The 22,432-nt window shown below is 62.2% G+C and carries 23 protein-coding genes; 16 read left to right on the forward strand and 7 right to left on the reverse strand.

Translation table 11 applies throughout. The features are described from left to right. Positions 1-34: 34 nt before the first annotated feature. On the reverse strand, positions 35-1,189 hold the full coding sequence (locus tag AS9A_RS04130; RefSeq protein WP_013805653.1) for a citrate synthase 2: 1,155 nt from the start codon (positions 1,187-1,189) through the stop codon (positions 35-37). Positions 1,190-1,325: 136 nt separating this feature from the next. Here AS9A_RS04130 and pdxH point away from each other — a divergent pair, with 136 nt between their 5' ends. The 3 genes from pdxH to AS9A_RS04145 all read left to right on the forward strand — a co-directional run bounded on the left by pdxH (position 1,326) and on the right by AS9A_RS04145 (position 3,785). After that, positions 1,326-1,997, forward strand: coding sequence for a pyridoxamine 5'-phosphate oxidase (pdxH, locus tag AS9A_RS04135; RefSeq protein WP_013805654.1), 672 nt, complete (start codon positions 1,326-1,328; stop codon positions 1,995-1,997). 126 nt (positions 1,998-2,123) lie between these two features. Then, a complete protein-coding gene (locus AS9A_RS04140) occupies positions 2,124-3,422 on the forward strand; it encodes a citrate synthase (RefSeq protein ID WP_013805655.1) in 1,299 nt (432 codons plus the stop codon). Positions 3,423-3,425: 3 nt separating this feature from the next. After that, positions 3,426-3,785 carry an FKBP-type peptidyl-prolyl cis-trans isomerase gene (locus tag AS9A_RS04145; RefSeq protein ID WP_013805656.1) on the forward strand — a complete coding sequence of 120 codons (360 nt, stop codon included), beginning with the start codon at positions 3,426-3,428 and terminating at the stop codon, positions 3,783-3,785. Between the two features lie 104 nt (positions 3,786-3,889). Here AS9A_RS04145 and AS9A_RS04150 read toward each other — a convergent pair whose 3' ends face one another. Then, complete coding sequence (locus AS9A_RS04150) at positions 3,890-4,900, reverse strand: YhgE/Pip C-terminal domain-containing protein (protein ID WP_013805657.1); 1,011 nt, start codon at positions 4,898-4,900, stop codon at positions 3,890-3,892. Positions 4,901-4,989: 89 nt separating this feature from the next. Between AS9A_RS04150 and AS9A_RS04155 the strand changes: the two genes are divergently transcribed. After that, positions 4,990-6,369 (forward strand): cryptochrome/photolyase family protein, encoded by a 1,380-nt coding sequence (locus AS9A_RS04155; RefSeq protein ID WP_049793651.1) that lies wholly within the window; start codon positions 4,990-4,992, stop codon positions 6,367-6,369. On the opposite strand, the gene AS9A_RS04160 is transcribed toward AS9A_RS04155, so the two are convergent. From AS9A_RS04160 to AS9A_RS04175, 4 genes are read right to left on the reverse strand one after another with little or no spacing between them, the layout of a single operon-like run. Beyond that, positions 6,366-6,968 (reverse strand): class I SAM-dependent DNA methyltransferase, encoded by a 603-nt coding sequence (locus AS9A_RS04160; protein ID WP_013805659.1) that lies wholly within the window; start codon positions 6,966-6,968, stop codon positions 6,366-6,368. The genes AS9A_RS04155 and AS9A_RS04160 overlap by 4 nt on opposite strands. Beyond that, complete coding sequence (locus tag AS9A_RS04165; protein ID WP_013805660.1) at positions 6,965-8,290, reverse strand: sensor histidine kinase; 1,326 nt, start codon at positions 8,288-8,290, stop codon at positions 6,965-6,967. The genes AS9A_RS04160 and AS9A_RS04165 overlap by 4 nt, the downstream gene beginning before the upstream one ends. A gap of 37 nt (positions 8,291-8,327) precedes the next feature. Continuing rightward, on the reverse strand, positions 8,328-9,023 hold the full coding sequence (locus AS9A_RS04170; RefSeq protein WP_013805661.1) for a response regulator transcription factor: 696 nt from the start codon (positions 9,021-9,023) through the stop codon (positions 8,328-8,330). A gap of 44 nt (positions 9,024-9,067) precedes the next feature. Beyond that, entirely contained in the window at positions 9,068-10,558 is a 1,491-nt protein-coding gene (locus AS9A_RS04175) for an acetyl-coenzyme A carboxylase carboxyl transferase subunits beta/alpha (protein WP_013805662.1), read from the reverse strand. Positions 10,559-10,610: 52 nt separating this feature from the next. Here AS9A_RS04175 and AS9A_RS04180 point away from each other — a divergent pair, with 52 nt between their 5' ends. After that, a complete protein-coding gene (locus AS9A_RS04180; RefSeq protein WP_013805663.1) occupies positions 10,611-11,444 on the forward strand; it encodes an aldo/keto reductase in 834 nt (277 codons plus the stop codon). A 1-nt stretch (position 11,445) separates the two neighbouring features. Here AS9A_RS04180 and AS9A_RS24300 read toward each other — a convergent pair whose 3' ends face one another. Further along, complete coding sequence (locus tag AS9A_RS24300; RefSeq protein ID WP_013805664.1) at positions 11,446-11,601, reverse strand: hypothetical protein; 156 nt, start codon at positions 11,599-11,601, stop codon at positions 11,446-11,448. A gap of 189 nt (positions 11,602-11,790) precedes the next feature. Between AS9A_RS24300 and AS9A_RS04185 the strand changes: the two genes are divergently transcribed. The 11 genes from AS9A_RS04185 to AS9A_RS04235 all read left to right on the forward strand — a co-directional run bounded on the left by AS9A_RS04185 (position 11,791) and on the right by AS9A_RS04235 (position 22,431). Beyond that, a complete protein-coding gene (locus AS9A_RS04185) occupies positions 11,791-12,519 on the forward strand; it encodes an enoyl-CoA hydratase (RefSeq protein ID WP_041451500.1) in 729 nt (242 codons plus the stop codon). A 59-nt stretch (positions 12,520-12,578) separates the two neighbouring features. Continuing rightward, a complete protein-coding gene (locus AS9A_RS04190; protein WP_013805666.1) occupies positions 12,579-13,685 on the forward strand; it encodes an MBL fold metallo-hydrolase in 1,107 nt (368 codons plus the stop codon). A gap of 556 nt (positions 13,686-14,241) precedes the next feature. Then, entirely contained in the window at positions 14,242-14,496 is a 255-nt protein-coding gene (locus AS9A_RS04195; protein WP_013805668.1) for an antitoxin, read from the forward strand. A gap of 74 nt (positions 14,497-14,570) precedes the next feature. After that, a complete protein-coding gene (locus tag AS9A_RS04200; protein WP_085930632.1) occupies positions 14,571-14,930 on the forward strand; it encodes a thiol-disulfide oxidoreductase DCC family protein in 360 nt (119 codons plus the stop codon). Beyond that, a complete protein-coding gene (locus AS9A_RS04205; protein WP_013805670.1) occupies positions 14,931-16,157 on the forward strand; it encodes an alpha/beta hydrolase family protein in 1,227 nt (408 codons plus the stop codon). Between the two features lie 156 nt (positions 16,158-16,313). Beyond that, the gene (locus tag AS9A_RS04210) at positions 16,314-17,129 is read left to right on the forward strand and encodes an MlaE family ABC transporter permease (RefSeq protein WP_013805671.1); all 816 of its coding nucleotides are present in this window, start codon (positions 16,314-16,316) and stop codon (positions 17,127-17,129) included. Next, a complete protein-coding gene (locus AS9A_RS04215; protein ID WP_013805672.1) occupies positions 17,126-17,992 on the forward strand; it encodes an ABC transporter permease in 867 nt (288 codons plus the stop codon). Before AS9A_RS04210 ends, AS9A_RS04215 begins: the two co-directional genes overlap by 4 nt. Next, the gene (locus tag AS9A_RS04220) at positions 17,992-19,269 is read left to right on the forward strand and encodes an MCE family protein (protein WP_148262397.1); all 1,278 of its coding nucleotides are present in this window, start codon (positions 17,992-17,994) and stop codon (positions 19,267-19,269) included. The genes AS9A_RS04215 and AS9A_RS04220 overlap by 1 nt, the downstream gene beginning before the upstream one ends. Next, positions 19,266-20,297: an MCE family protein gene (locus AS9A_RS04225; protein WP_013805674.1), complete on the forward strand. Its 1,032-nt coding sequence runs from the start codon at positions 19,266-19,268 to the stop codon at positions 20,295-20,297. The genes AS9A_RS04220 and AS9A_RS04225 overlap by 4 nt, the downstream gene beginning before the upstream one ends. Further along, positions 20,294-21,325, forward strand: coding sequence for an MCE family protein (locus tag AS9A_RS04230; RefSeq protein ID WP_013805675.1), 1,032 nt, complete (start codon positions 20,294-20,296; stop codon positions 21,323-21,325). The genes AS9A_RS04225 and AS9A_RS04230 overlap by 4 nt, the downstream gene beginning before the upstream one ends. Then, positions 21,325-22,431: an MCE family protein gene (locus AS9A_RS04235; RefSeq protein WP_013805676.1), complete on the forward strand. Its 1,107-nt coding sequence runs from the start codon at positions 21,325-21,327 to the stop codon at positions 22,429-22,431. Before AS9A_RS04230 ends, AS9A_RS04235 begins: the two co-directional genes overlap by 1 nt. Position 22,432 lies beyond the last annotated feature (1 nt).

Here is a 22,432-nt window from a genome sequence, read left to right on the forward strand (position 1 = left end):
TATCTCGATGTTGATCGGTTATCAGATTGCGGATCTAGCCTAGTATGCGCCGCAAAAATCCCTGCTGCGGCTGGTCTGTCAGCTCGCCCCAGCCCTCAACCTGCTCCGGCGTCCGCGCTTCGGGGCCGACGTATAGGGCGGCGGGGCGGACAAGTTTCCCAAGGCGCTTTTGTTCCATGATGTGCGCACACCAGCCGGCGGTACGGGCACACGTGAACATCGCGGGCATCATGTGCGGCGGCACTCCTGCGAAGTCGAGGATGACCGCCGCCCAGAACTCGACGTTCGTTTCGATGGCGCGGTCGGGGCGACGCTCCCGCAGTTCAGTGAGGGCAGCGTGCTCCAGTGCGGCAGCGGCTTCAAAACGTGGAGCATTGAGGGCCTTGCATGTTGCGCGGAGCACGCGGGCACGTGGGTCCTCGGCGCGGTACACGCGGTGCCCGAATCCCATGAGCCGTTCCTTGCGGTCGAGGATTCCCTTAACCATCGTGCGGGGGTCCCCGCTGCGTTCCGCTTCATCGATCATGGGCAGCACACGCGCGGGAGCGCCGCCGTGCAGCGGACCGGACATTGCGCCGATCGCGCCGGACAGGCTCGCGGCTACATCCGCGCCTGTGGATGCGATAACGCGAGCGGTAAAGGTGGAGGCGTTTAGACCGTGCTCAGCGGCGGAAACCCAGTACGCGTCGATCGCCTTGATGTGGTCGGGGTCGGGCTCACCCTTCCACCGCGTCATGAACCGTGCCGTCACAGTCGGGCATTCGTCGATTATCTTCTGGGGCACCGCAGGCTGGTAGATGCCCCGGGCGGACTGCGCGACGTAGGAGAGCGCCATCACTGAGGCGCGGGCAAGCTGCTCGCGGGCTGTCTCGTCGTCGATGTCGAGAAGCGGCTGATAGCCCCAGATGGGGGCGAGCATGGCCAGTCCGGCCTGCACGTCGACGCGTACGTCACCAGTGTGAACGGGAAGGGGGAAGGGTTCGGCTGGGGGGAGGCCATGGCCGAAACGGCCGTCGACGAGCAGCGCCCAGACATCGCCAAAGGTAACACCGCGCCCGACTAGGTCCTCGATATCTACGCCGCGATATCGAAGTGCGCCGCCGTCCTTGTCCGGCTCGGCGATTTCCGTTGTGAAGGCGAGAACGCCTTCAAGTCCCGGGGAAAAGCCTTCAGGTAATTCCGCTGCCATAGCGTGACGCTCCTGTATGAGTTGGCGTTAATCGTTCCGACCCCGGTAGGTGGTCGATTACTGGCTTGGTACGCGTAGCGTGTGATGTGTGGTGCTAAACCCCTCGTGTCCTTCCGATTCTCTCGATTTGGCACACATGCGTGTCGGTTATGGCAAAAAACCGGTGCCGCCCCGGCCCAGTGAACACCCGCATCTCGATGAGAGCTGGCTCGCCGACGGCTGGTTCAGCCTGTTCCTGAACTGGCTGCGTGACGCCACCGAGTATGTCGCACCCGGCGGCGGGCGCATTGCGGAGCCTAACGCAATGGTGCTGGGAACTGTCGACGACCGTGGCCTCCCTGCTACCAGGACAGTCCTCTGTAAAGGCGCTGACGATCGTGGACTTGTGTTCTACACGAACTATGAATCCGACAAGGCTCACCATCTAGATATGCATCCGTATGCGTCTGTGACGTTCCCGTGGGTGCTGATAGAACGCCAGGCGCACTTTCGTGGTCAGGTGGAAAAGGTAAGCGAGGAAGAGACTGCCGAGTACTGGCACACGCGGCCACGAGGGTCTCAACTGGGCGCTTGGGCGTCGCATCAATCTCGCCGGATCTCCGCTCGGGGAGACTTGGAAGCGGCTCTCGAAGCCGTTACGCGTCAATTTTGTGATCTGGATTACGTTCCCGTTCCGCCGTTCTGGGGCGGATACCGCCTCAAGCCGTCCGTTGCCGAGTTCTGGCAGGGCCGGGAGAACCGCCTACACAACCGGATTCGATGTGAGAAGAATGGCTCTGGATGGGAGGTCTTCAGACTCCAGCCGTGACCTCACAGCGACCCTGGTGACACGGGTGAGGTCTACAGAGACTAGGTTCGACATTATGGTTGTGCGTTGAGACGTTGCGCATGTGCCGATAGGCTACTGACCAGTAGAGTGTGAGAAGGAGCCCTCGTGCCCGCTGAGAATGAGGAAAAAGCAGTACTCAGCTACCCCGGTGGCGAGTACAAAATGTCGATCACCCGGGCAACTGACGGTAACGACGGCATTGATCTGGGAAAACTGCTAGCCACTACGGGGTACACCACACTCGATGGCGGCTTTATGAATACCGCTTCGACGTCGTCGGCGATTACCTACATCGACGGGGAGAAGGGCATTCTCCGCTACCGCGGATACCCGATCGACCAGCTCGCTGAAAAATCGTCTTTCCTCGAAGTGTCGTACTTGCTGATTTACGGCGAGCTGCCCACTGAGGACCAGCTCGCGGATTTCACGCACCGGATCCAGCGGCACACGATGCTGCACGAGGACCTCAAGCGGTTCTTCGACGGTTTCCCGCGCAACGCGCATCCGATGCCGGTGCTGTCGAGCGCAGTGAATGCGTTGTCCGCTTACTACCAGGACTCGCTCGACCCGGATGACCCGCACCAGGTTGAGGTTTCGACCATCAGACTGCTGGCGAAGCTGCCGACGATCGCGGCGTACGCCTACAAGAAGTCGGTGGGCCAGCCGTTCTTGTACCCGGACAACTCGAACACACTCGTCGAGAACTTCCTCCGCATGACCTTCGGTTTCCCCGCTGAGCCGTACGAGCCGGACCCCGAGGTCGTCAAGGCGCTGGACATGCTGCTCATCCTGCACGCAGACCACGAGCAGAATTGTTCGACCTCGACAGTCCGCCTTGTCGGGTCGTCGGATGCGAATCTCTTCACCTCGATTTCGGGCGGTATCAACGCTCTATGGGGGCCGCTGCACGGCGGCGCGAACCAGGCGGTGCTCGAGATGCTCGACGACATCAAGGCCAGTGACCTCGATGTTTCCGAGTTCATCCGCAAGGTGAAGAACAAGGAAGAAGGTGTCAAGCTCATGGGCTTCGGACACCGTGTCTACCGCAATTATGATCCGCGCGCGGCCATCGTGAAGAAGACCGCGCACGACATTCTCGACAAGCTCGGCGCACGCGACGAACTCCTCGACATCGCGATGAAGCTTGAAGAGGCTGCACTGACGGACGATTACTTCATCGAGCGCAAGTTGTACCCGAACGTCGACTTCTACACTGGACTCATTTACCGGGCAATGGGCTTCCCCACCCGGATGTTCACTGTGCTGTTCGCGCTGGGACGTCTTCCCGGATGGATAGCGCACTGGCGCGAAATGCACGCTGACCCCACCACGAAGATCGGGCGGCCCCGCCAGATCTACACCGGATACACCGAACGCGACTACTCAGAGGTTTCGGCGCGATAACTCATGACAAAACCTGAAGTTGAATTCCAGCCCGGCCCCGCTCCCACCGAACTGGTTATCCAGGATCTGGTGATTGGCGAGGGCGACGAAGCTCAGCCTGGCGGAACCGTTGAGGTTCACTACGTCGGCGTCGATTTCGAAAGCGGTGAGGAATTCGACTCCTCATGGAACCGTGGTGAGTCGATCAGTTTTCCGCTGCGTGGCCTGATCAAAGGATGGCAGGACGGTATTCCCGGCATGCGCGTCGGTGGCCGCCGCCAGTTGACGATCCCTCCCGAGCAGGCATACGGTGCCGCCGGGTCAGGTCATCGCCTCTCTGGCCGCACACTGGTTTTCGTGATCGACTTGCTCGACGTGAAGTAACTGGCGCGGTCAATATATTCACCCGAAACAGGACATCCGCGCTAGAAATTTCTAGCGCGGATGTCCTGTTTCGGGTGCTTTTGCCTGGTTCGCGACCTGATTCGCTACTGGGTGCGGCGACGGCTGAACGCGACCACGAGGGCCGAGCCGAGCAGCGTCATGCCGGCGCCCATACCGGTGAGTGCCATAGCGGTCGCTGGCGTGAGTTCGTTGGCTGGTTGAGCCAGGACTACTTCTGTGGCAGCCGGGTCGACACCGCCACGGCTCTCGCGTGGACTACTGCGCACGACGTTGTTCACGGAGTCGGTGAGCTTCGAAGCGTTCTGTTCGATCTGCCCGGCGCCGTCCGCGAGCTGGTCAGTGCCGAGAACCAATTCACCCGAGCCATTCGTGAGCAGGACAAGCCCGTCTCGCAGCTCAATCGCGCCGTCGCGCAGTTCGAACCCGCCTGCCCGCAACTGCTGCGTACCATCGCTCAGCTGAACGGTGCCGTCCTGCAACTGTGCGGCGCCTACACGGAAGTCGCTGTTCGGGTTTCCGAGCTGGAACGCAAGCTCAGCGCTGCCTCCGCGCAGTTCTTCGAGCTGCGCAAGCGCATCAGCTACTTGAGGGGAGAACGGTGCGGCAGCCTCCTTCAGAGGCAAAAGCAGCCCTACGAGTTCGTCGACACCAGCACTGATCTGTACCGCTCCATCCCCGAGCTGCACGATACCGCCGTTGAACTCGTTCATCCCGGCGCGCAGTTCCTGCGCTCCGGTGTCGACCTGGACGATGCCATCAGCCAGTTCAGACGCGCCGCCCGCCAGCTGGCCAGAGCCGTCACGGGCCTGTCCTAATCCGGTAGCGAGTTGTCTCGCGCCGTCGGAGAGCTGCCCTGCTCCGGCCGCGGCCTGCTGGGTGCCAGCCGTCAGGAAGGTGGCGTTGAGGTTGTTCTGCCGCAGAACCTGCAAAGCTTGCTCGAGTTCCGTGTTCGCCGAGTTCTCGGCGGGTTCGTCAGCGACGTGTGCGGCTGGACCGCCCCGGTCGGTGAGGAGCACCGCAGCCGAGCCGAACATCAGCAGCAACGCCGCCGCCGCGAGTACTGCGGGCAGGCGGAACCGTTGGGCTCGTGTCATGGAAGTTGCTCCTTCATCGCGGAAACTGCACACCTATGCTTCGAAGCTAGGGGCGCGAAGTATTGGAGCTCTAAGGCCTTTTTAAGGAGATGGTGAGAATTTCCGCGACACGCCGCGAAACAGTGGCAGAGAACACAATTGTGTGGTTCCGCCGGGACTTGAGAACTGCGGATATGCCCACGTTTCTCGCCGCCGCTGCGAGCGCTGAACGGTCCATCGGGGTGTTTGTGCTTGACCCGGTCCTGCTGAAGCCGTCAGGGGTACGCCGCCGCGATGCGCTGTACGCCTGTTTACGTGAACTCGATGAGAAACTGGGCGGAAGGCTGCTCGTCATCTCAGGCAATCCTGTTGTCGAGATCCCGAAGCTGGCGGCACTGACCGGGGCGAAACAGGTTCACGTCTCGGCAGACTTCGGACCTTACGGGGCGTTGCGTGATGCCCGGATAGCCGAGAAGGTCGACTTGGTCCGAACCGGATCACCGTTCGCCGTCGCACCCGGACGAGTAACGAAAGACGATGGATCACCGTACAAGGTGTTCACGCCGTTCTTCCGGAGCTGGCTCGACCATGGCTGGCGAGCACCCGCGAAAACCAGCGCGGACACGGTCGCCTGGGCAGACGCCGACACATTCAGCGAAGTGCAGCGCACGGAAATCCCGGATTCGCGGGCCGTCTGCCCGGTGGGTGAGGCTGCCGCGCTCCGCCAGTGGAAGGATTTCCTCGACGACGGGGTGGCAAGCTACCACGAGCACCGCGACCGGCCTGACTTCGACGACACGAGCCGCATGTCGGTGCACCTCAAGTTCGGGACCATCCACCCCCGTACGATGCTCGCGGATCTCGCTGGCCGAGACGGCGACGGGCCGAAGGAGTTCCGGCGTCAGCTAGCTTGGCGTGACTTCTACGGGGATGTCCTCCACCACAACCCCGAATCGGCCCGCCGCAACCTCGATCGCAAATTCGACGCGATGCGTCACGACTCCGGCGAGGACGCGTGGACGCGCTGGGAAGCCTGGTGCGAGGGCCAGACGGGTTACCCGATCGTCGACGCAGGAATGCGGCAACTGCGTGAAGAGGGCTGGATGCACAACCGTGTGCGGATGATCGTCGCATCCTTCCTCGCGAAGGACCTCCACTTGCCGTGGTGGTGGGGCGCACGCCATTTCATGCGCTACCTCGTCGACGGTGATCTGTCGGCCAACCAGCACGGCTGGCAGTGGGTTGCCGGTTCCGGTACTGACGCCGCGCCTTATTTCCGTATCTTCAACCCGATAACCCAGGGCAAACGTTTCGACCCCGACGGCGACTACGTGCGCAGGTGGGTGCCGGAGCTGCGCGGCATCGCGGGGTCAAAGGTGCACACCGTCGGGGACCGGGGCGACAAGATCGAGAACTATCCCCAACCGATCGTCGACCACAAGGAAGAACGACGTGAGGCGCTTGATCGATACGATCGAGTCAAGCGTTAGGCGAGCCGGTGCACGCTGACGGCGTAGCCGCCGCCGTCGTACGGATCGCCGTTCCACGTAGCGAACCGCTTCTCGAGGTTCAGGCCCGCACTCTCACACCATTCGTCATAGTCAGAGAGCGTAACCGGCGCTTCGTCGAGCGGAAGGTGCTCACTGTCGAGACCAAATCCGGCGACCAGCAGCCCGCCTGGTTTAAGCGCAGTCGCCAGGTTCGCGACGACGGTTTGCTCGGTGCCGCTCGCGAGTAGTGGGATGACGTTCCCGGCAGCGACGACGAGGTCGAAAACCCCCAGCGCAGGCAACTGCAGGGCGGCCAGGTCGCCCAGCATCCACGGCACATCGGGGGCTCGACGCCTGGCTACGCTCAGCATGGAGGCGTCCAAATCGATCCCGGCACAGTCATAGCCGTGCTCATCGAGCCAGATCGCTATCCGTCCGGTGCCGCAGCCAGCATCGAGAACCAGGGACCCTGGTGGCACCAGATCGGCGCACAGGCGAGCCTCCCCGTGCATGTCCTTCCCGCTGGCGGCGAGGTCGTCGAAATGCTTCGCGTAGCGGTCGCCGTCCATATCTCCCGCCGCGTCAGCCCAGCGGCTCATGACCGCACCCGCAAGGTCAGACGCGCACCACCGAAGGGGCTTTTTGACATTGTTGCTTCGCCTCCGTGCAGTTCAGCTTGCTGAGCGACGAGCGCGAGCCCGAGGCCCGAACCTGGCGCGCTGGCGCGGGAGCCGCGTGTGAACCGCTCAAACACGCGTTCACGGTCTTCCGCGGGAATGCCACATCCATCGTCATCGATGGTGATTTCGATCCCTCCATCCTTCGTTTCTGTGCTGCTATGCAAACTCAGCTCAACGTGCTCTGCATCGCCGTGCCGAACCGCGTTGGTGATGGCGTTGTCGATCGCGAGCCGCAGCCCCGCAGCCAGGCCGCGAATCACTGTTGGCCCAGAGTCGTGGACAGTGACGACGAGTCCGGTGTGCAGCCGCCGCGCTTCCTGAGCGCAGCGATCGAGCACCTCAGCGAGATCAATGTCCTCGTAGTCGGCTTCAGCTGTCAGGTTACCGGCCGCGAGGCGCTCAAGCGCCTGCAGTGTCTGCTCAATTCGCCGAACCGACTGGAGTGTCTCGATGATCACTTCGCGACGCTCAGGTTCAGGTGGGTCGAGAGACTCTAGAACTTCGAGGTTCGTGCGCATGGCAGTGAGAGGGGTGCGCAGTTCGTGTGCCGACACCGCAGCGAAGTCCCGCGCCGTCTCGAGTGCTTCGAAGGTTCGCTGTTTCTCCCGCGTGATGCGCTCCAGCATCCCAGAAATCGCGGCCGCGAGTTCTTCGGCTTCAAGAGCACCCGTGACGCTTGGCCGGGGAGTGGCTGTCTCGGGATCGATCTGGCGCGTTTGCACGGCAAGCTGGCGCAGCGGCCTGATAGCGAAGCCACCGAGGAGCCAGCCCAGCGCCGCCGCCGCAGCGATCGCAAGCATGCTGACGAGGATTGTGTTGCGGCGTTCCTCGCCGATCTGTTCCTCGGTGGGGGCGGTAGGCGCTGCAACGGAAATCGTGGTCCGCGGGCGGTCAGGGACCGCGATGGTGCGAATCCGGTATTCGGCGCCTTCGATTTCCAGGGTGGTGAACCCTTCTGGCAGTTCCGGAAGCGCGAGGTTGTGCGCCGGAATGATGATCGGGCCCGCTCGGTAGGTGGCTTCGTACTCGGGCGGTATCTGCTGACGCGCGTCGTACAGCGACTGGTTGGCTACAGTCGCGGCGATCGTGCTCAGAACGTCGAGCCGCTGGTCGAGTTGCGCGTAGCTTTCCCGTTGCACGCCTGCCCATACGAACACAGCGACCGTGACAACGACGATCGTCGCGCCAGCGGCAGCGGCGAGCGCAGCACGTGTGAGCAGAGACGGGGAGGCTCGTCGCACTTGTTCAGTCCGTCGCTTCCTTCAAAGTCGCATGCCGCTAACGGGTCCGGAGAATGAACCCGACGCCGCGAACAGTATGCAGCATGCGACGGGCGCCGTCCGCTTCCATCTTCTTACGCAGGTAACCCACGAAGACGTCGACAACATTCGTGTCAGCATCGAAGTCGTAGCCCCACACGATCTCAAGCAGCTGACGCCGGGAAAGAACCGCGTCGCGATGCTGAACCAGGGTGGTGAGGAGTTCGAATTCTCTCTTGGTGAGGTCGAGTTCCGTGCCCGCGATTACCGCGCGCCGCGCGGCCACGTCGATCTCCAGCTGCCCGGCAGTGAGGAGCTCCCGTTTCGGGGAAGGCGACTGATCGGGCCGTCGGCGCAGCATTGCGCGCACACGAGCGATGAGCTCGCCAAGGGCAAATGGTTTGGTCAGGTAATCGTCGGCGCCCGCTTCGAGGCCAGCGATCCGGTCGTCGACTGAGCTGCGCGCACTGAGAACGCAGATTGGGATGTCGCTGCCCATGGCCCGCAGCGCTGTCACCACGCTGACACCGTCGAGGCGGGGCATTGTCACGTCCAGGACGATCGCGTCAGGCTCCTGCGTGCGAATTGTGCGCAGGGCAGATTCGCCATCTTCCGCTGTCATCACGTCGAAGCCGGACAAGCGGAGGCCGCGCTTGAGGGACGAGAGAACATCGGCGTCGTCGTCGACGACGAGGACGGTGGCGGATTCGTGCATGCCGCCATACTGCCAGGTCTATGTGAGGGGCAGCTGAGATCGCGTCATGGCAGGCCGAGTGTCCGGTAGCGATTGAGTCGCGCCGCATACCGTTTGGGTGCGGGGATGAGAGCGAGTTCGCGAATTTCCCGGGCGATCGCGGAAGCGACGCGCTGACTGAATGGGATCGGTTCCTCCGATGCGTCGGGGCATTCTGGGATGATCGCGTCGACAATCCCGGACTCGAGCAGGTCACGAGAGCGGATGCCTTGCGCGGCGGCGATCTCGGCGGCCCGGCTGGTGTCGCGGTACACGATCGCAGCCGCTCCTTCGGGTGGCAGCGGAGCGAGCCATCCGTTCTGCGTGCACAAAACACGGTCTGCGGGGAGTACCGCGAGCGCGCCACCGCCGGTGCCCTGTCCCAAAAGAACGGACACGGTCGGGCATTGCAGTGTGACGAGGTCCGCGAGGCAGCGGGCGATTTCGCCTGCAAGCCCGCGTTCTTCAGCATCTTTCGACAGGGCCGCTCCCACGGTGTCGATGATGAGGACGAGGGGAAGCCTGAGTTCGTTGGCGAGATGCATTCCGCGGCGCGCTTCACGCAGCGCTGCGGGGCCGAATGCTCCGCTCTCGACGGTCAGGGCGCGGTCATGGGCGAGTACCACGCACGGTGTTCCTCGTATCCGCGCCAGGTAGAGCAGCATCGAACGGTCTGCTTCCCCCTGCCCGGTACCACTCAGCGGGGTGAGTGTGGTGGCCCCGTGCCGCAGCACGTGCCGTGCTCCGGGACGCACCGGGTTACGGGATGCGACAACCGAGTCCCACGCGAGTATGTCGGGCACTTGTGACAGCGTCGGGGCTGGCTCGAGGTCACTCGGTGCCCCGATGGTTCCGCAGACCACACGTAGGACCCGGTCCAAGATGGGGCGCAGCCACCGCACCGGTACGACACCATCGATGACGCCGTGCTGATACAGGTTCTCGGCCGTTTGCACACCCTCAGGGAACTTTTCGCCGTAGAGCGACTCGTACACGCGGGGCCCGAGAAATCCGATCAGGGCTCCTGGCTCGGCCACGGTGACGTGTCCGAGCGATCCCCATGACGCGAACACTCCGCCGGTGGTGGGGTGTCTCAGGTAGACGAGGTATGGAAGGTGGGCGTCTTTGTGGTGTTTGATCGCCGCCGCGATCTTCACCATCTGCAGAAATGCGACGGTGCCTTCCTGCATGCGCGTGCCACCGGACGTGGGAGAGGCGAGCAGCGGGAGTTGTTCAGCGGTGGCGCGCTCAATCGTGGAGACGATGCGTTCAGCTGCGGCAACACCCACCGATCCGGCGAGGAAGCGGAACTCGCACGCGATCACAGCAACGCGCCGGCCCCGGATCCGCCCTTCGCCCGTGATGACCGATTCGTCGGTTCCTGCTTTCGAGCGCGCTGCGGCGAGATCGGTGCTGTACAGCTCGTGGGCGGGAAGGTCGATCGGTGCCGTGTCCCAGGAAATGTAGGAGTCCTGGTCGAGTACCCGGTCAAAGAGTTCCTGGGCGGTGGTCGGCATGTGGAAATACGCTACGGGAATGCACCCCGAGTGCCCAGTGTTTGATAGAGGCGTGACTGATAAAACCACGATTCCATTTGCGAAATTTTTGGACGGAAACTCGATCCCTCAGCTCGGATTCGGCGTGTGGCAGGTGCCCGACGAGGAGGCGTACGCGTCAGTTGCGTCCGCGCTTGAGGCGGGGTACCGGAGCATCGACACGGCCCGCATCTACGACAATGAAGCCGGAACGGGCAGGGCCATCCGTGAGTCAGGTATCGATCGCGGCGAGATCTTCGTGACCACCAAACTCTGGAATGAGGACCAGGGCACGGACCGAACGCTCCGTGCATTCGATGACAGCCTGACGCGCCTCGGACTCGACTACGTGGACCTGTACCTCATCCACTGGCCTAAACCGGCCGAGGACCTCTATGTCGAGACGTTCAGAGCATTCCAGAAGGTGAAGGCTGAAGGACGGGCCCGGTCAATCGGTGTGTCAAACTTCCAGCTCCCGCACCTCCAGCGGCTGATCGACGAGACCGGTGAGGTTCCTGTCATCAACCAGATTGAACTGCATCCGCGGTTTTCTCAGGAAGAGCTGCGTGCTTTCCACGCGGAGCACGGCATACTCACCGAGGCATGGAGCCCGCTCGGTCAGGGCACGATCCTGGAAGATCCGGTGCTGACGGAGATCGCCTCGGCAACGGACAAAACTGTTGCTCAGGTGATCCTGCGGTGGCACCTGCAGCTGGGCAACGTCGTAATCCCGAAGTCGGTGACGCCGCGGCGTATTCGCGAGAACCTCGACGTCTTCGACTTCGAACTGTCCGACGAGCAGGTTGGTGCGATCACCGCGCTGGATGTGGCTGATGGCCGCATTGGGCCCGACCCCGATCTGTTCTAACTCATTCAGGAGCCTGGTCGTCGGGTTCCACAGGATCGACGGCCTCGCGTTCCTCGGCGTTGCCGGGGACGCCCTTTTCCTTGCGTTCACGGGTGATGCGTTTCTCGGCCTCGTCGACGTGGTCGTCTAAGTTCAAGGGTGCTTCGTTGTCGGCCATAACGTCACTCTCCTTTCCCACACCATGGTCCGGTGTCCTGTGGGAGGTGGCAAACTAACGCGGCTTCTCGCGGTACCAGCGAACGGTCTGCCCACCTCTGCGCGACAATCGCTCATCCCACTATGTGAGTGTCGCGCAGAGGTGGGCGAAGCGCACCCGCTTTCAGCGTTCCCTATAGGCTCTGCAGGCATGATCGGCATCACCAGGGACAAGAACGTCGTGACGCTCGAAATTCAGCGTCACGAGCGGCGGAATGCGCTCAACACGGAAGTGTGCACGGGGCTGACGGACGCGATTCGGTCCGCGGAAGCAGACGACGCGCGTGCGATTGTGCTCACTGGCCAAGGAACTGCGTTTTCTGCTGGTGCGGATCTGACGAGCGCAGCATACGAGCGTGAGTTCCTCGCGGCGCACTACACGATGCTCAACACCCTTCAGCAGACGCCGCTGCCGGTGATCGCCGCGCTTAACGGCCCCGCCGTGGGAGCGGGAGTGCAGCTCGCGATTTCCGCGGACCTGCGCGTCGCAGTGCCGGAGGCGTCGTTCATGATTCCTGTCGCACGCCTGGGCCTCGCGATGGACAACTGGACGATCAGCAGGCTCAGCGAGCTGGCAGGCGGCGGAGTCGCCAGGGCGATGCTCATGGGCGTACAGACGATCACCGCGGATAATGCCGTCCAATTCGGACTCGTGAACGGGATCGGGGATCTGGCAGCGGCGCAGGAGTGGGCGCATGAGATCGCGAAGCTCGCGCCATTGTCACTTCGTCACATGAAGCTTGTGTTCAACCACATGCCGGATTCGGAGCCAACGCCGGAACAGCAGGAGGCGCACAAGGCAGCCTGGTCGAGCGCCGACGTTGCGGAAGCCCGCGCAGCCCGTAAAGAGAAGCGGGCACCCGTATTCCGGGGTGAGTAAGGCCGCTTGAGCGGGACGGAACCGCGTCAGCAACATACAGTAGCGGTGTGCTTCGGAAAATGGCCTGGGCTGGGGTAGGGGCTGCTGCAGCGGCCAGTGTTGCGAGCGGTGTCCTTGCGGCGTGGGAGGCCTACCGCGCGATTGGTGCGCCGCGGTCGCGTATCAGGCCCTACGTGGCCGGCTCCCCGAATTTTTCGAATGGCACTTTCCGGAACGCCGAGCCAGCCGTACCGTTTTCTCCGCGCCAGGCGCCCGATCTATTCTTCTCCATTGTGCTGCGGGGGAACACCGGAGCGCCGGCGAGGCAAGTGCCCCTGGCTGTTCCCCTTGCGCCCGCTTCGGCGGGCGAACTCGCTGCTGCCTGGTTCGGTCATTCCTCTGTTCTCGTGGAAGTCGACGGGCATCGCGTTCTGACGGACCCAGTGTGGAGTGAGCGCGTATCTCCGTCGCAGCGGTTGGGGCCGCGACGGATGCATCCTGTCCCCGTCAAGATCTCACAGCTGCCACAGGTCGATGCGGTAGTGATCTCACACGACCATTACGACCACCTCGACCAGCGAACGATCAGTGACCTGGTGCGTTTGCAGGCAGCTCCTTTCGTGGTACCTCTGGGCATCGGAGGTCACCTGCGCAGCTGGGGTGTACCTGAGCGCCGGATCATCGAACTCGACTGGGGTGAAGAGACCGCAGTTGGGGAGCTGACGATTTCCTGCGCTCCCGCTCGCCATTTTTCTGGCCGGGGAATTTCGCGAAATGTGACCTTGTGGGCATCCTGGGTGCTGAGGGGCCCGCGCCGCTCGGTCTTCTTCGGTGGTGATTCGGGCTACACAGATTCGTTCGCTGAACTCGGTAACCGGCACGGCCCCTTTGATCTGACGCTGCTTCCGATCGGTGCGTACAGTGACCAGTGGCCAGACGTGCACATGACGCCGGAAGAGGCAGTGCAGACGCACTGTGTTCTTAACGGCACGCCCTCAGCGGGCGTGATGATGCCCATTCACTGGGGTACCTTCAATCTCGGTTTTCACTCGTGGATGGAGCCTATTGTCCGGCTGACTCGGGCGAAAGAGGCTCACGGAGTGCGAACTGCCGCGCCAATGCCGGGCCAGCGTATTGATTTTCTCAAACCGCTGCCGCGAAACGAATGGTGGCTAGGTCTCGCGTGAGATGACCGGTCAAGCAGTCAGCAGCATTCTCGCTCGTCCAATTATTTCTTGCGAAGACAGTCTGCTGGGTATTGCTCACGGTTTCTTGGGGTGCGGGAATCGACGTGAATCTCCGCGTTGATTTGTCGCTCGCGCCGAATTGCGCTCGTGGGTGAACGGCTTTTCGGTGGAGGGCGCCGCAACGCGCACGCTCGTTCTGGTTACGCAGACCGTATACCTGGGGGAAGCTGGCGCTCGTGTTCGCGCGTATGCTGAACTGTGCAGCATTCCATTGGGTGCGGGAAATGTTCTCCTGAACTCATCATTGCTAAAGATGATCATGTATTGGCAGTGCTTGGCTTGATCGTCATCGCGCTACGCAGTTTTTGTTGGCGGAGTGAGTAGATTTTTAGTGAGACACTCTGTCAAATGAACAACCAATGAGTGGCAATCCGGGTGGTAATGGCCACACTAGGTAGATATTTGTCGGGTTCACTGCAAAAATTAGCGTCAAGCGGGGCAACCCCGACCGATGCGGCGCACATTAAGAGGCGCTGGAAAGACCCAAGGGAGAATGATGAGCGCATTCGACTCAGTCAAGGACCTGGCCGCTAAGGCTCAGACCCTCGTCAACGAGAACGCTGCCAAGGCCCAGACCCTCGTCAACGAGAACGCTTCGAAGGCGAAGTCCCTGATCGTCAGCAAGAAGGGCGACATCGACTCGGCTGTCGACAAGGCTGCTTCTTTCGTGGACACCCAGACCAAGGGCAAGTTCACCGCTCAGGTCAGCAAGGTTCAGGAGAACGCGAAGAAGATCGTTCCTGCTGAATAATCTGTGCTCGAGTGAGCGCGTACCGGCGTTGCGCCGGTGACAACTTAACGGGAGCCGCAATGCCGGAAATGAACATGCACCTGTTGTATGACCGGGATTGCGGCTTCTGTGTATCTTGTGTGAACCTCATTCGCCGCCTTGATAGTTCAGGCCGGGTCACGCCGATGGCCTGGCAGGAGACCGGCGCGCTCGACCTCTTCGGTATCTCTGCTGAGGATGGGGCAGCCGCTGCGTGGGCGCTCGAGCAGGATGGGACTCGTCATCGTGGTGCCGGCGCCGTCAATGCCGCTCTTTCCGCCGCGCTGGGCACCCGCATTCCGTTACGGGTCTACTCACTATGGGGCGTTCGCTGGCTGCAGGACCGGGCCTACCAGTGGGTGGCTGATAACCGCCATAGGATGCCAGGCGGCTCGCGAACATGCACACTCGACTAAGTGAACGTACGAGTCTCGACAGTCAGCGCCGCTGTCCTTGCCGCCACCCTTACCGCGACCTCCTGCACAATCGGAGGGGAGGCGGCAGTTGATGAATCGCCGCTCGCGCCCACTGAGGCTCAAGCTGAGTACGCCGAACCGGAACTGCCGCCAGCGGAGCGCGGCGAGTTGCTGGAGGCGGGGCCTTTCATTGATCTGAGCCCGGGTATCGCATCGCGTTCCGCTGATTCTCAGCGCATCACTTACCGCTCGACGTCAGGACTCGACGGCAGTCCCACCGAAGTGACTGGCGCACTATTCGTTCCGCAGGGCGCTCCGCCTGAAGGTGGTTGGCCTGTTATTTCATACGCTCACGGTACGACTGGGGTTGCGCGCGAGTGCGGCCCCTCCCAGTATCCCGACATGTTGGGCCAGGCTGCGCGGATCAATTCTCTTCTCGACTCGGGTTACGCAGTTGTAGCGACCGACTACGAGGGTCTGGGAGGTTCGCTCGACGAGACTGCACACCCCTATTTGGAGCCGGCCACTGCCGCTTACAACGTCATCGACGCAGTGCGAGCCGCGCGTGCGGCGAATGACGCCATCGGAACGCAGTGGGGGGCCGTCGGAGTTTCGCAGGGTGGCCAAGCTGTCTGGGCGGCGAGCGAACAAGCGGACGAGTACGGGGCGGGGTTAAGGTTTGCCGGTTCGGTGGCGATTTCCCCTGCTGCGGACCTGACTCCAATCGCGGAGCCGGAACCGCCGTGGGCGCTGGACCTGTTCCAGCTCGCGCTCCTCCCGTACGTTATCGCCGGCTTTCAGGCGGCGGATCCGTCCGTTGAATTTGATGACTACCTACGTGGCGGGCTGGCAGGCGGCTTTGGCTCGCTGGAAACGTGCGTGCGGGACAACTGGCTGAACTCAGCGCTGGCGTTGCTGCAAAGTTCCCCTGAAGATGTGGGTCCGTTCAGCGATGACGCAACCGACGCAGTGCGCGCGTGGCTCGACGACATCGCGCTGCCTCGCGGTACTTCGGATGGGCCGCTGCTGGTGCTGTACGGAGACCGCGACACGGTCGTGCCGGCGGAGTGGACGGCCCGCGCGGTGCAGCGGGCTTGTGAGAGCGGGACTGTCATCGAAGCGGTTCTCATACCCGGTGCAGACCACTTCAATCTGAACGGAACTCAAGAAGTTCTTGAGTGGTTGGACGCTCGGCTACGCGGGGTTCCAGCACTCTCTACGTGTTGAACTGGATAGATCCTGCGAATTTCGCCACTGGCCACGATTTAAGTTAATCCTTCCTAGATGCTATCGTCAGTGTGCTTGTTGTGACCCCACACACATTTATATTTGATAAAATCAGCCAGATTTGGTTTGATCTGTCGCGACGGTAGAGGAGAGCCCGTGACGATCGAGGTTATTTCGGCCAGGAAGGGGCTCGTCCCCGACGCGGTGAACGAGGTCGGGGCACTTGTGACATTCTCGGCGCAGACGGTGGCGACGGGTGCGCGCGCCCTTGTGCTTCGCAGGTTCCCGATGGCGGAGACGGTGAACCAGGCGCAGTTCCTTTTTCGTGTCTGTACCTTGCCTGCGTTGCTGCTCATGATTCCGATCGGTGTGCTCACCGCGGTGATCGTCGGTGGGCTGGCGACCCAGATCGGGGCAGCGGGTTACTCGGGCGCTGTGGTCGCGTTTGTGATCATCGGGCAGGCGGCAGCTCTGGTGACGGCTTTGATGATGGCGGGCGTGGGAGGTTCCGCGATCTGCGCCGATATGGGATCACGGACTATTCGGGAAGAGATCCAGGCGCTGCATGTGATGAGTGTGGATGTCATCGAGCGTGTGGTGGTGCCCCGCGTATTCGCGGCGATTTTCGTCGCGGTCTGCATGGTGAGCATGGTGACGTTCGCCGGTGTCTTCATCACGTTCATCAATCAGGTGCTCGTTGTTGGCGAATCACCGGGTGCCTTCTTGATGACCCTCACGTCCTACGGACGGGTGAGTGACTTCCTGATGGCCACGATCAAGGCGATCTGCTTCGCCATTGTGTCCGCGCTGATCTGCGCGTTCAAGGGGCTTCATGCGCGGGGCGGCCCTGCGGGTGTGGCGAACGCAGTCAACGAAGCGGTGGTCCTGGCTTTCATCGCGGTGTTCGTCGTGAACGTGGTTCTTTCGCAGCTCTACATCACGCTCGTTCCGGCAGTCGGGGAGTACATGTGATCATCGGTTCGCATTCGGCGACGTATCGCGCCAAACGATTCTTTGGCAAGTTCAGTGTTATTGGACGTGGCTTTGAGGTGCTCGCGATGCACCTCGCGTTCGGGATCCGGATGGTCGCCGGAGTTCCGATCGCGCTCAAGCGATATCGCAAGATCATTATGCGTGAGGTCAGCGACGTCAGTTTCGGTTCTACGGCGATCCTCTCGGGCGGCGGCACGATCGGCGTCGTGATAGCGATGTCGGGTGTCGCAGCGATGCTCCTGGGTATCGAGCTTTTCCGCGGTCTCGAACTGCTGGGCTTCACCGCCCTTTCGGGGATGGTGTCGGCTATCGCCAACACTCAGGGCGTCGCGCCGATCGTCGCAGCGATAGCGCTCGCTGCCAAGGTCGGGACAGGTTTCACCGCGCAGCTCGGCGCGATGCGGATTTCGGAAGAGATCGACGCGCTGGACACTCTCGGCGTCAACTCCACGATTTTCCTCGCAACGACGCGGCTGATCGCGATGGTGGTCGCCATCATCCCCGTGTACATGGTCGGTCTTCTCTCCGCGTATCTCACGACACGATTCACCGTTGTGGTCTTGCGAGGTGAATCTGGGGGTACCTATGACTATTACTTCCAGCAGTCGCTCACACCGAGCGCGCTCGCATCCTCAATCACCATGGCGCTGGTCTTTGCGGTATTCGTTGCCGTCATCCACTGCTCGTACGGCTACCACGCTTCCGGTGGACCGGAAGGTGTTGGGCGTGCGGCCGGTCACGCTCTGCGCACCAGCATTCTTGTCATTGGGATGTCAGCGGTGGTTCTGACCTTCGGCCTGTTCGGAATCACCCCAGCCGTCCCAGGAATGGGGATCGAGTGATGCTTGCCTTCACACGCCGCGCGATGACCTCACGGATCCTCCAGGGGATCGTCGCTCTGATCCTCATCGTGGTGGTCAGCGTCCTTGTTGTGGGGCGCGGAACAGGGATGTATGACCGTCGTCCCGTTGTCACCACCATCCTTCCCACCGATGCGGGGTTCCTGATCGGGGGCAATCAGTTCAATGTCCGTTACCTCGGCGCGATCGTCGGCAAAACCAGAACGGTGGACGAGGGAATCGAATACACCCGAGTGGACATGCGGATCGACGATGAGGCGCTCCCCCTCATCCCGCGGGGAACTGTGGTCCGGATCGCACCCCGCACACTATTCGGTGATACCGAGCTCATCCTCATCCCGCCGGACTCGGGGCAGGAACCTGGCCTCCAGCCGGGCGACGTCCTGGCGGTCGACGCCTCAGACGAAGCAGTGCAGCTCTATGGCCTTTACGAGGAAGTCATGGAACTCGTTCATGCTCTCAATCCCGCTGACCTCAACGTTGCGCTGACGGCATTAGCGCAAGCTTTCGACGGTCGAGGGAACCAGTTCGGTGAACTCATTACGCGCTCGGCAAACTTCACCGAGTCGTTCGCTCCGGCGATCGGCGGGACCGTCATCGGCGATGTCAGCAGGGTCGCGCGCAACCTTGACGGTGGCACCCCGGACACGATCGCCGCGTTCAACGAGGCGACCGTCCTTGCCGAGCGGGTGCTGCCACGGAAGGACCGTATCGCAGAGGGGCTTGGCGAAGCTGCGGGCTTGTTCAACGCTGTCAGCACCTTGTTCGCGCCCCGCGCTCAATCGTTCGTCATCGTCGTCAAAGGCGCCGACGGCGGTCCCTCGTTCAGCACCCCTGGCACGCGCGGCACGATGCTCGCCGAAACGCTCCAGCAGCTCCGGCCCTTGGGAGAAGCGGCGGCACCGTCTTTCAGCACGGGCCGCTTCAACATCGTCGCGGTCCCGGGTTTCGAAGACCCGTTGCCCTACACGGCCAATGAATGCCCGCGCTATCCCGGCCTCGCTGGACCTACATGCCCGCCACCCGGCGTGGTGGTGCCACCCCGGCAATCGACACCGTCGACGGTCCGTGAAATCCAGTCAATTCCGGAGAACTTCGTGGGGGCCTTCGACGAAGCTGACGTGGTCCGGATGCTCGAGGAAGAACTTGCCGGCCCGCGCGGTGATAGGACTGACGCTAGTGCGCCGAGTGCTGCAGCGAACATGCTGTTGCGCCCGCTGATCAGCGGGAACGTCGTAGAAATCCTGGAGGACGAATGAAATTCAGGTGGGGCGCCGCGGTGGTCGTCGCCGCGTTCGTCATCGTTGCCCTGGTAGCGGGACTCAGCATTTGGCAGACACTTGCCCGGCCCGTGCCCGGTCGAGCCGTCACTTATCACGCTGAATTCACTGACATCACTGGACTGCAGGTGGGCAACGACGTCACTCTCGCGGGGGTACGGGTCGGGAAGGTCAGTGATCTTTCCTTCGTGCGCACCCCGGAGGGGCGGGAACACGCACTCGTATCGATGTCGATCACCGCTGATCACCCGTTGCCCGGAGACGTCACGGCGGCAGTGCGGTTCGCCGACATGCTCGGCGTACGCTATCTCGCGTTGACCGACCCGGAAAACGCAGCGGAAACGCTGGAACCTGATGCGACGATCCCGCTTTCTCAGACGCGTGAGCCTGTCGACGTCACCGAACTGTTCAATGGTTTCAAGCCGCTTTTCGCAGCGATCGAACCGAACCGGCTCAACGAGATAGCTGCCGCGGCGATCCAGGCTCTCGAAGGAAACACCGACGCGCTCGAGACGCTGCTCGTCGGCATGGTGGACGCTGCAGGGGTGTTCGTCGAGCGGTCGGCGCTGATCGATACTCTCGCGGACGACCTCGCGATCGTCCTGGACACCGTGGTCGATCAGGGCAGCGACGTCGAGTCCGCGTTCGGAGCGGTGACCATTCTCGCGGAGCGGATCGCCGCGCAGAACGACGATGTCATCACGATCCTCGAAGATGGTTCGACCACCGCCGACAATCTTGCTGAATTCGTCAGCGGATCATCGTTCGACAACCTCGACGCCACGATCGAACGGGCGAAGACAATGACAGACACGTGGATTGACAACACTGACACCTTCGTCGCGCTGCTCGGATCCCTGGAGCGTCTTGCGGCGTCGGTGAATATGATCGGTGACTACGGTTCGTGGCTCACGCTGTATCTCTGCACGCTGTCCATCAAGGTCGAGGGTGTGGAAGTCGACATCTTCCAGCTTGCTGGTGGCGGCCACTCGGCGGTGTGCCGATGAGCGCGTCGACTTCGATCAAGGACCTGTGGCGCACACTGACCTCGTCGGGCGCGACCACCTTGCGCGTGCGCCGCCCCGGACTGATTGGGCTCGTCGGGATCGCTCTAGTCGGGGCGCTGTTCGTCGGCGCGAGCGTACTTCCCCAGGTCACCTATCTGCTGCGAACCACCTCGTACAGCGTCGAATTGGCAGAGTCCGGCGGGCTATCACCAGGCGACCCGATCTATGTCGCTGGTGTGCCCGCGGGCAAGGTCGACCAAATCGTGCTCGACGGTCCGAACGTCCGCGCTGACTTCCGGGTTGAGCGGCGCATCACGCTCGGCGAACGAACCACCGCCGCCGTGAAGCTTCGCACGGTACTCGGAAAGATGTATTTGGAGATCAAACCAAATGGCGTAGGCGAGCTCGACGACAACACGATCCCGCTGGCACGTTCGAGCGTGCCGTTCAGCCTCGACGAGATCGCCCGGGCTGCCCACGAATCAACTGAGGGGCTTAATTTCGACCAACTCGGGCAGCTCACTGAGCTGACGGTGGAGGCATTGCCAGAGAACCCCGAGGTGATGCGCGACGCGATCACCACACTTAACGCAACCGCCGCCCTGATCAACGACAGCGGCGACCAGATTGAACAGGTGCTCACCCTCGCCAGAGATGTCGCGAGCATCGTCGACGCACAGCAGTCGAACTTCGATTCGCTGCTGGTGCAGGGATCAGTCATTCTGCAGTCACTCGCCGACCGGCATGTCATGCTGGTCCGCCTGACCCAGGGATTGGAAACCGTGGCAGGTCAGCTCGATGAACTCTTCCAGGACCGTCCGGGTCTGATCCCCAACTTGCGCAACGTGATGCGAACGCTCGCGGACCAGGCCGCGACGCTGGAGACGATCCTGGAGCAGGGGGCGCCCGCTTTCCAGAAAGTCGCGGACGTAACGGGCAGCGGGCCATGGGTCGACGTGAACACCCCGACCACAATCATCCCGGACAACCTGTTGTGTCTGCTCGGCGCGGTCGAGGGGTGCCAATAATGGTGACCACACTGCGTTCTACTCGTTCCCACCTCGTTCGTATGCTTGTGCTGGTACTTGTCATCGCGCTGGTATTCGCGATTGTCTGGGCCGCGTTCCTCAGGGACGACCGCAAGCAGATGGTGGCGGAGTTCACGTCGGCGTCCGGCGTCTACCCTGATAGTCCGGTCCTGGTCCTCGGCATCGAGGTCGGCCGTGTGACGTCTGTGCAGGCGCTGGGCGATCATGTCCGTGTCGAGATGATGCTGGACCGCGATGTCCCCATTCCGGAAGACGCGGAAGCGTACATCGTGAACCGGTCGATCCTCGCCGATCGCTATATCGAACTCACGCCGCGCTACATCAGCGGACCGGAATTCCCGGACGGCGGCACACTGCCGCGCACGCGAACACACGTTCCGATTGCTTTCGACGATCTGCTGCAATCGTTCAATCACCTCGGTGAAGCGCTGAGCACCGGCGCTGGTATTGGGGGCGCGATCGACCGGGTCGCCACGTCATTTGACGGGATAGGTCCTGACACGAACGTGATGATCCAGGAGATGGCGGCGGCGTCGCGTATCGCTGGCGCTCACACCGAAGAATTCGACGAGATCATCGCCGTACTGGGGGACGTAGCGAGGCTCGTGTCAGACCGGGAACAAGAAATCAGGAGCTTCGCTGGGTCGCTTGCGATACTCAGTGAGCAGGCCGTGGCAGAAGAAGCCAATGTCGCGGAACTCATGACGTCTTTCCGCGGCTTCTACGAAGAGATCGACCTCCTGATCGACCAGCGCGGGGACGATTTTCCGCTGGTCATGGAAGACATCAGGCAACTAGTCGACGCGGTTGCCGCCAATCCTAGTGAGCTTGCCGACCTGGTCGACCTTCTGCCGCTGATCATGGGAAACATCAGCAACCTGATCGGTGACGACGGCCGCGCACGCATTCGTCTCAATGTGGCTTCCGAACTCCAGCAGTTGTCAGGCCTGCAGGACCAGGGAGTATGTGGTCCCGTACCACCGCCAATCTGTACCGGGATGGGGCTGACAAACCCAATCTCGCTGCCCATCAGTCTGTCCGATCCGCTCGGCATCCGCGGAATCCTCGAAGCGGGAGGGCGCTGAC

This window comes from Hoyosella subflava DQS3-9A1 (genome assembly GCF_000214175.1).
In the GTDB taxonomy this organism is placed as follows: domain Bacteria; phylum Actinomycetota; class Actinomycetes; order Mycobacteriales; family Mycobacteriaceae; genus Hoyosella; species Hoyosella subflava.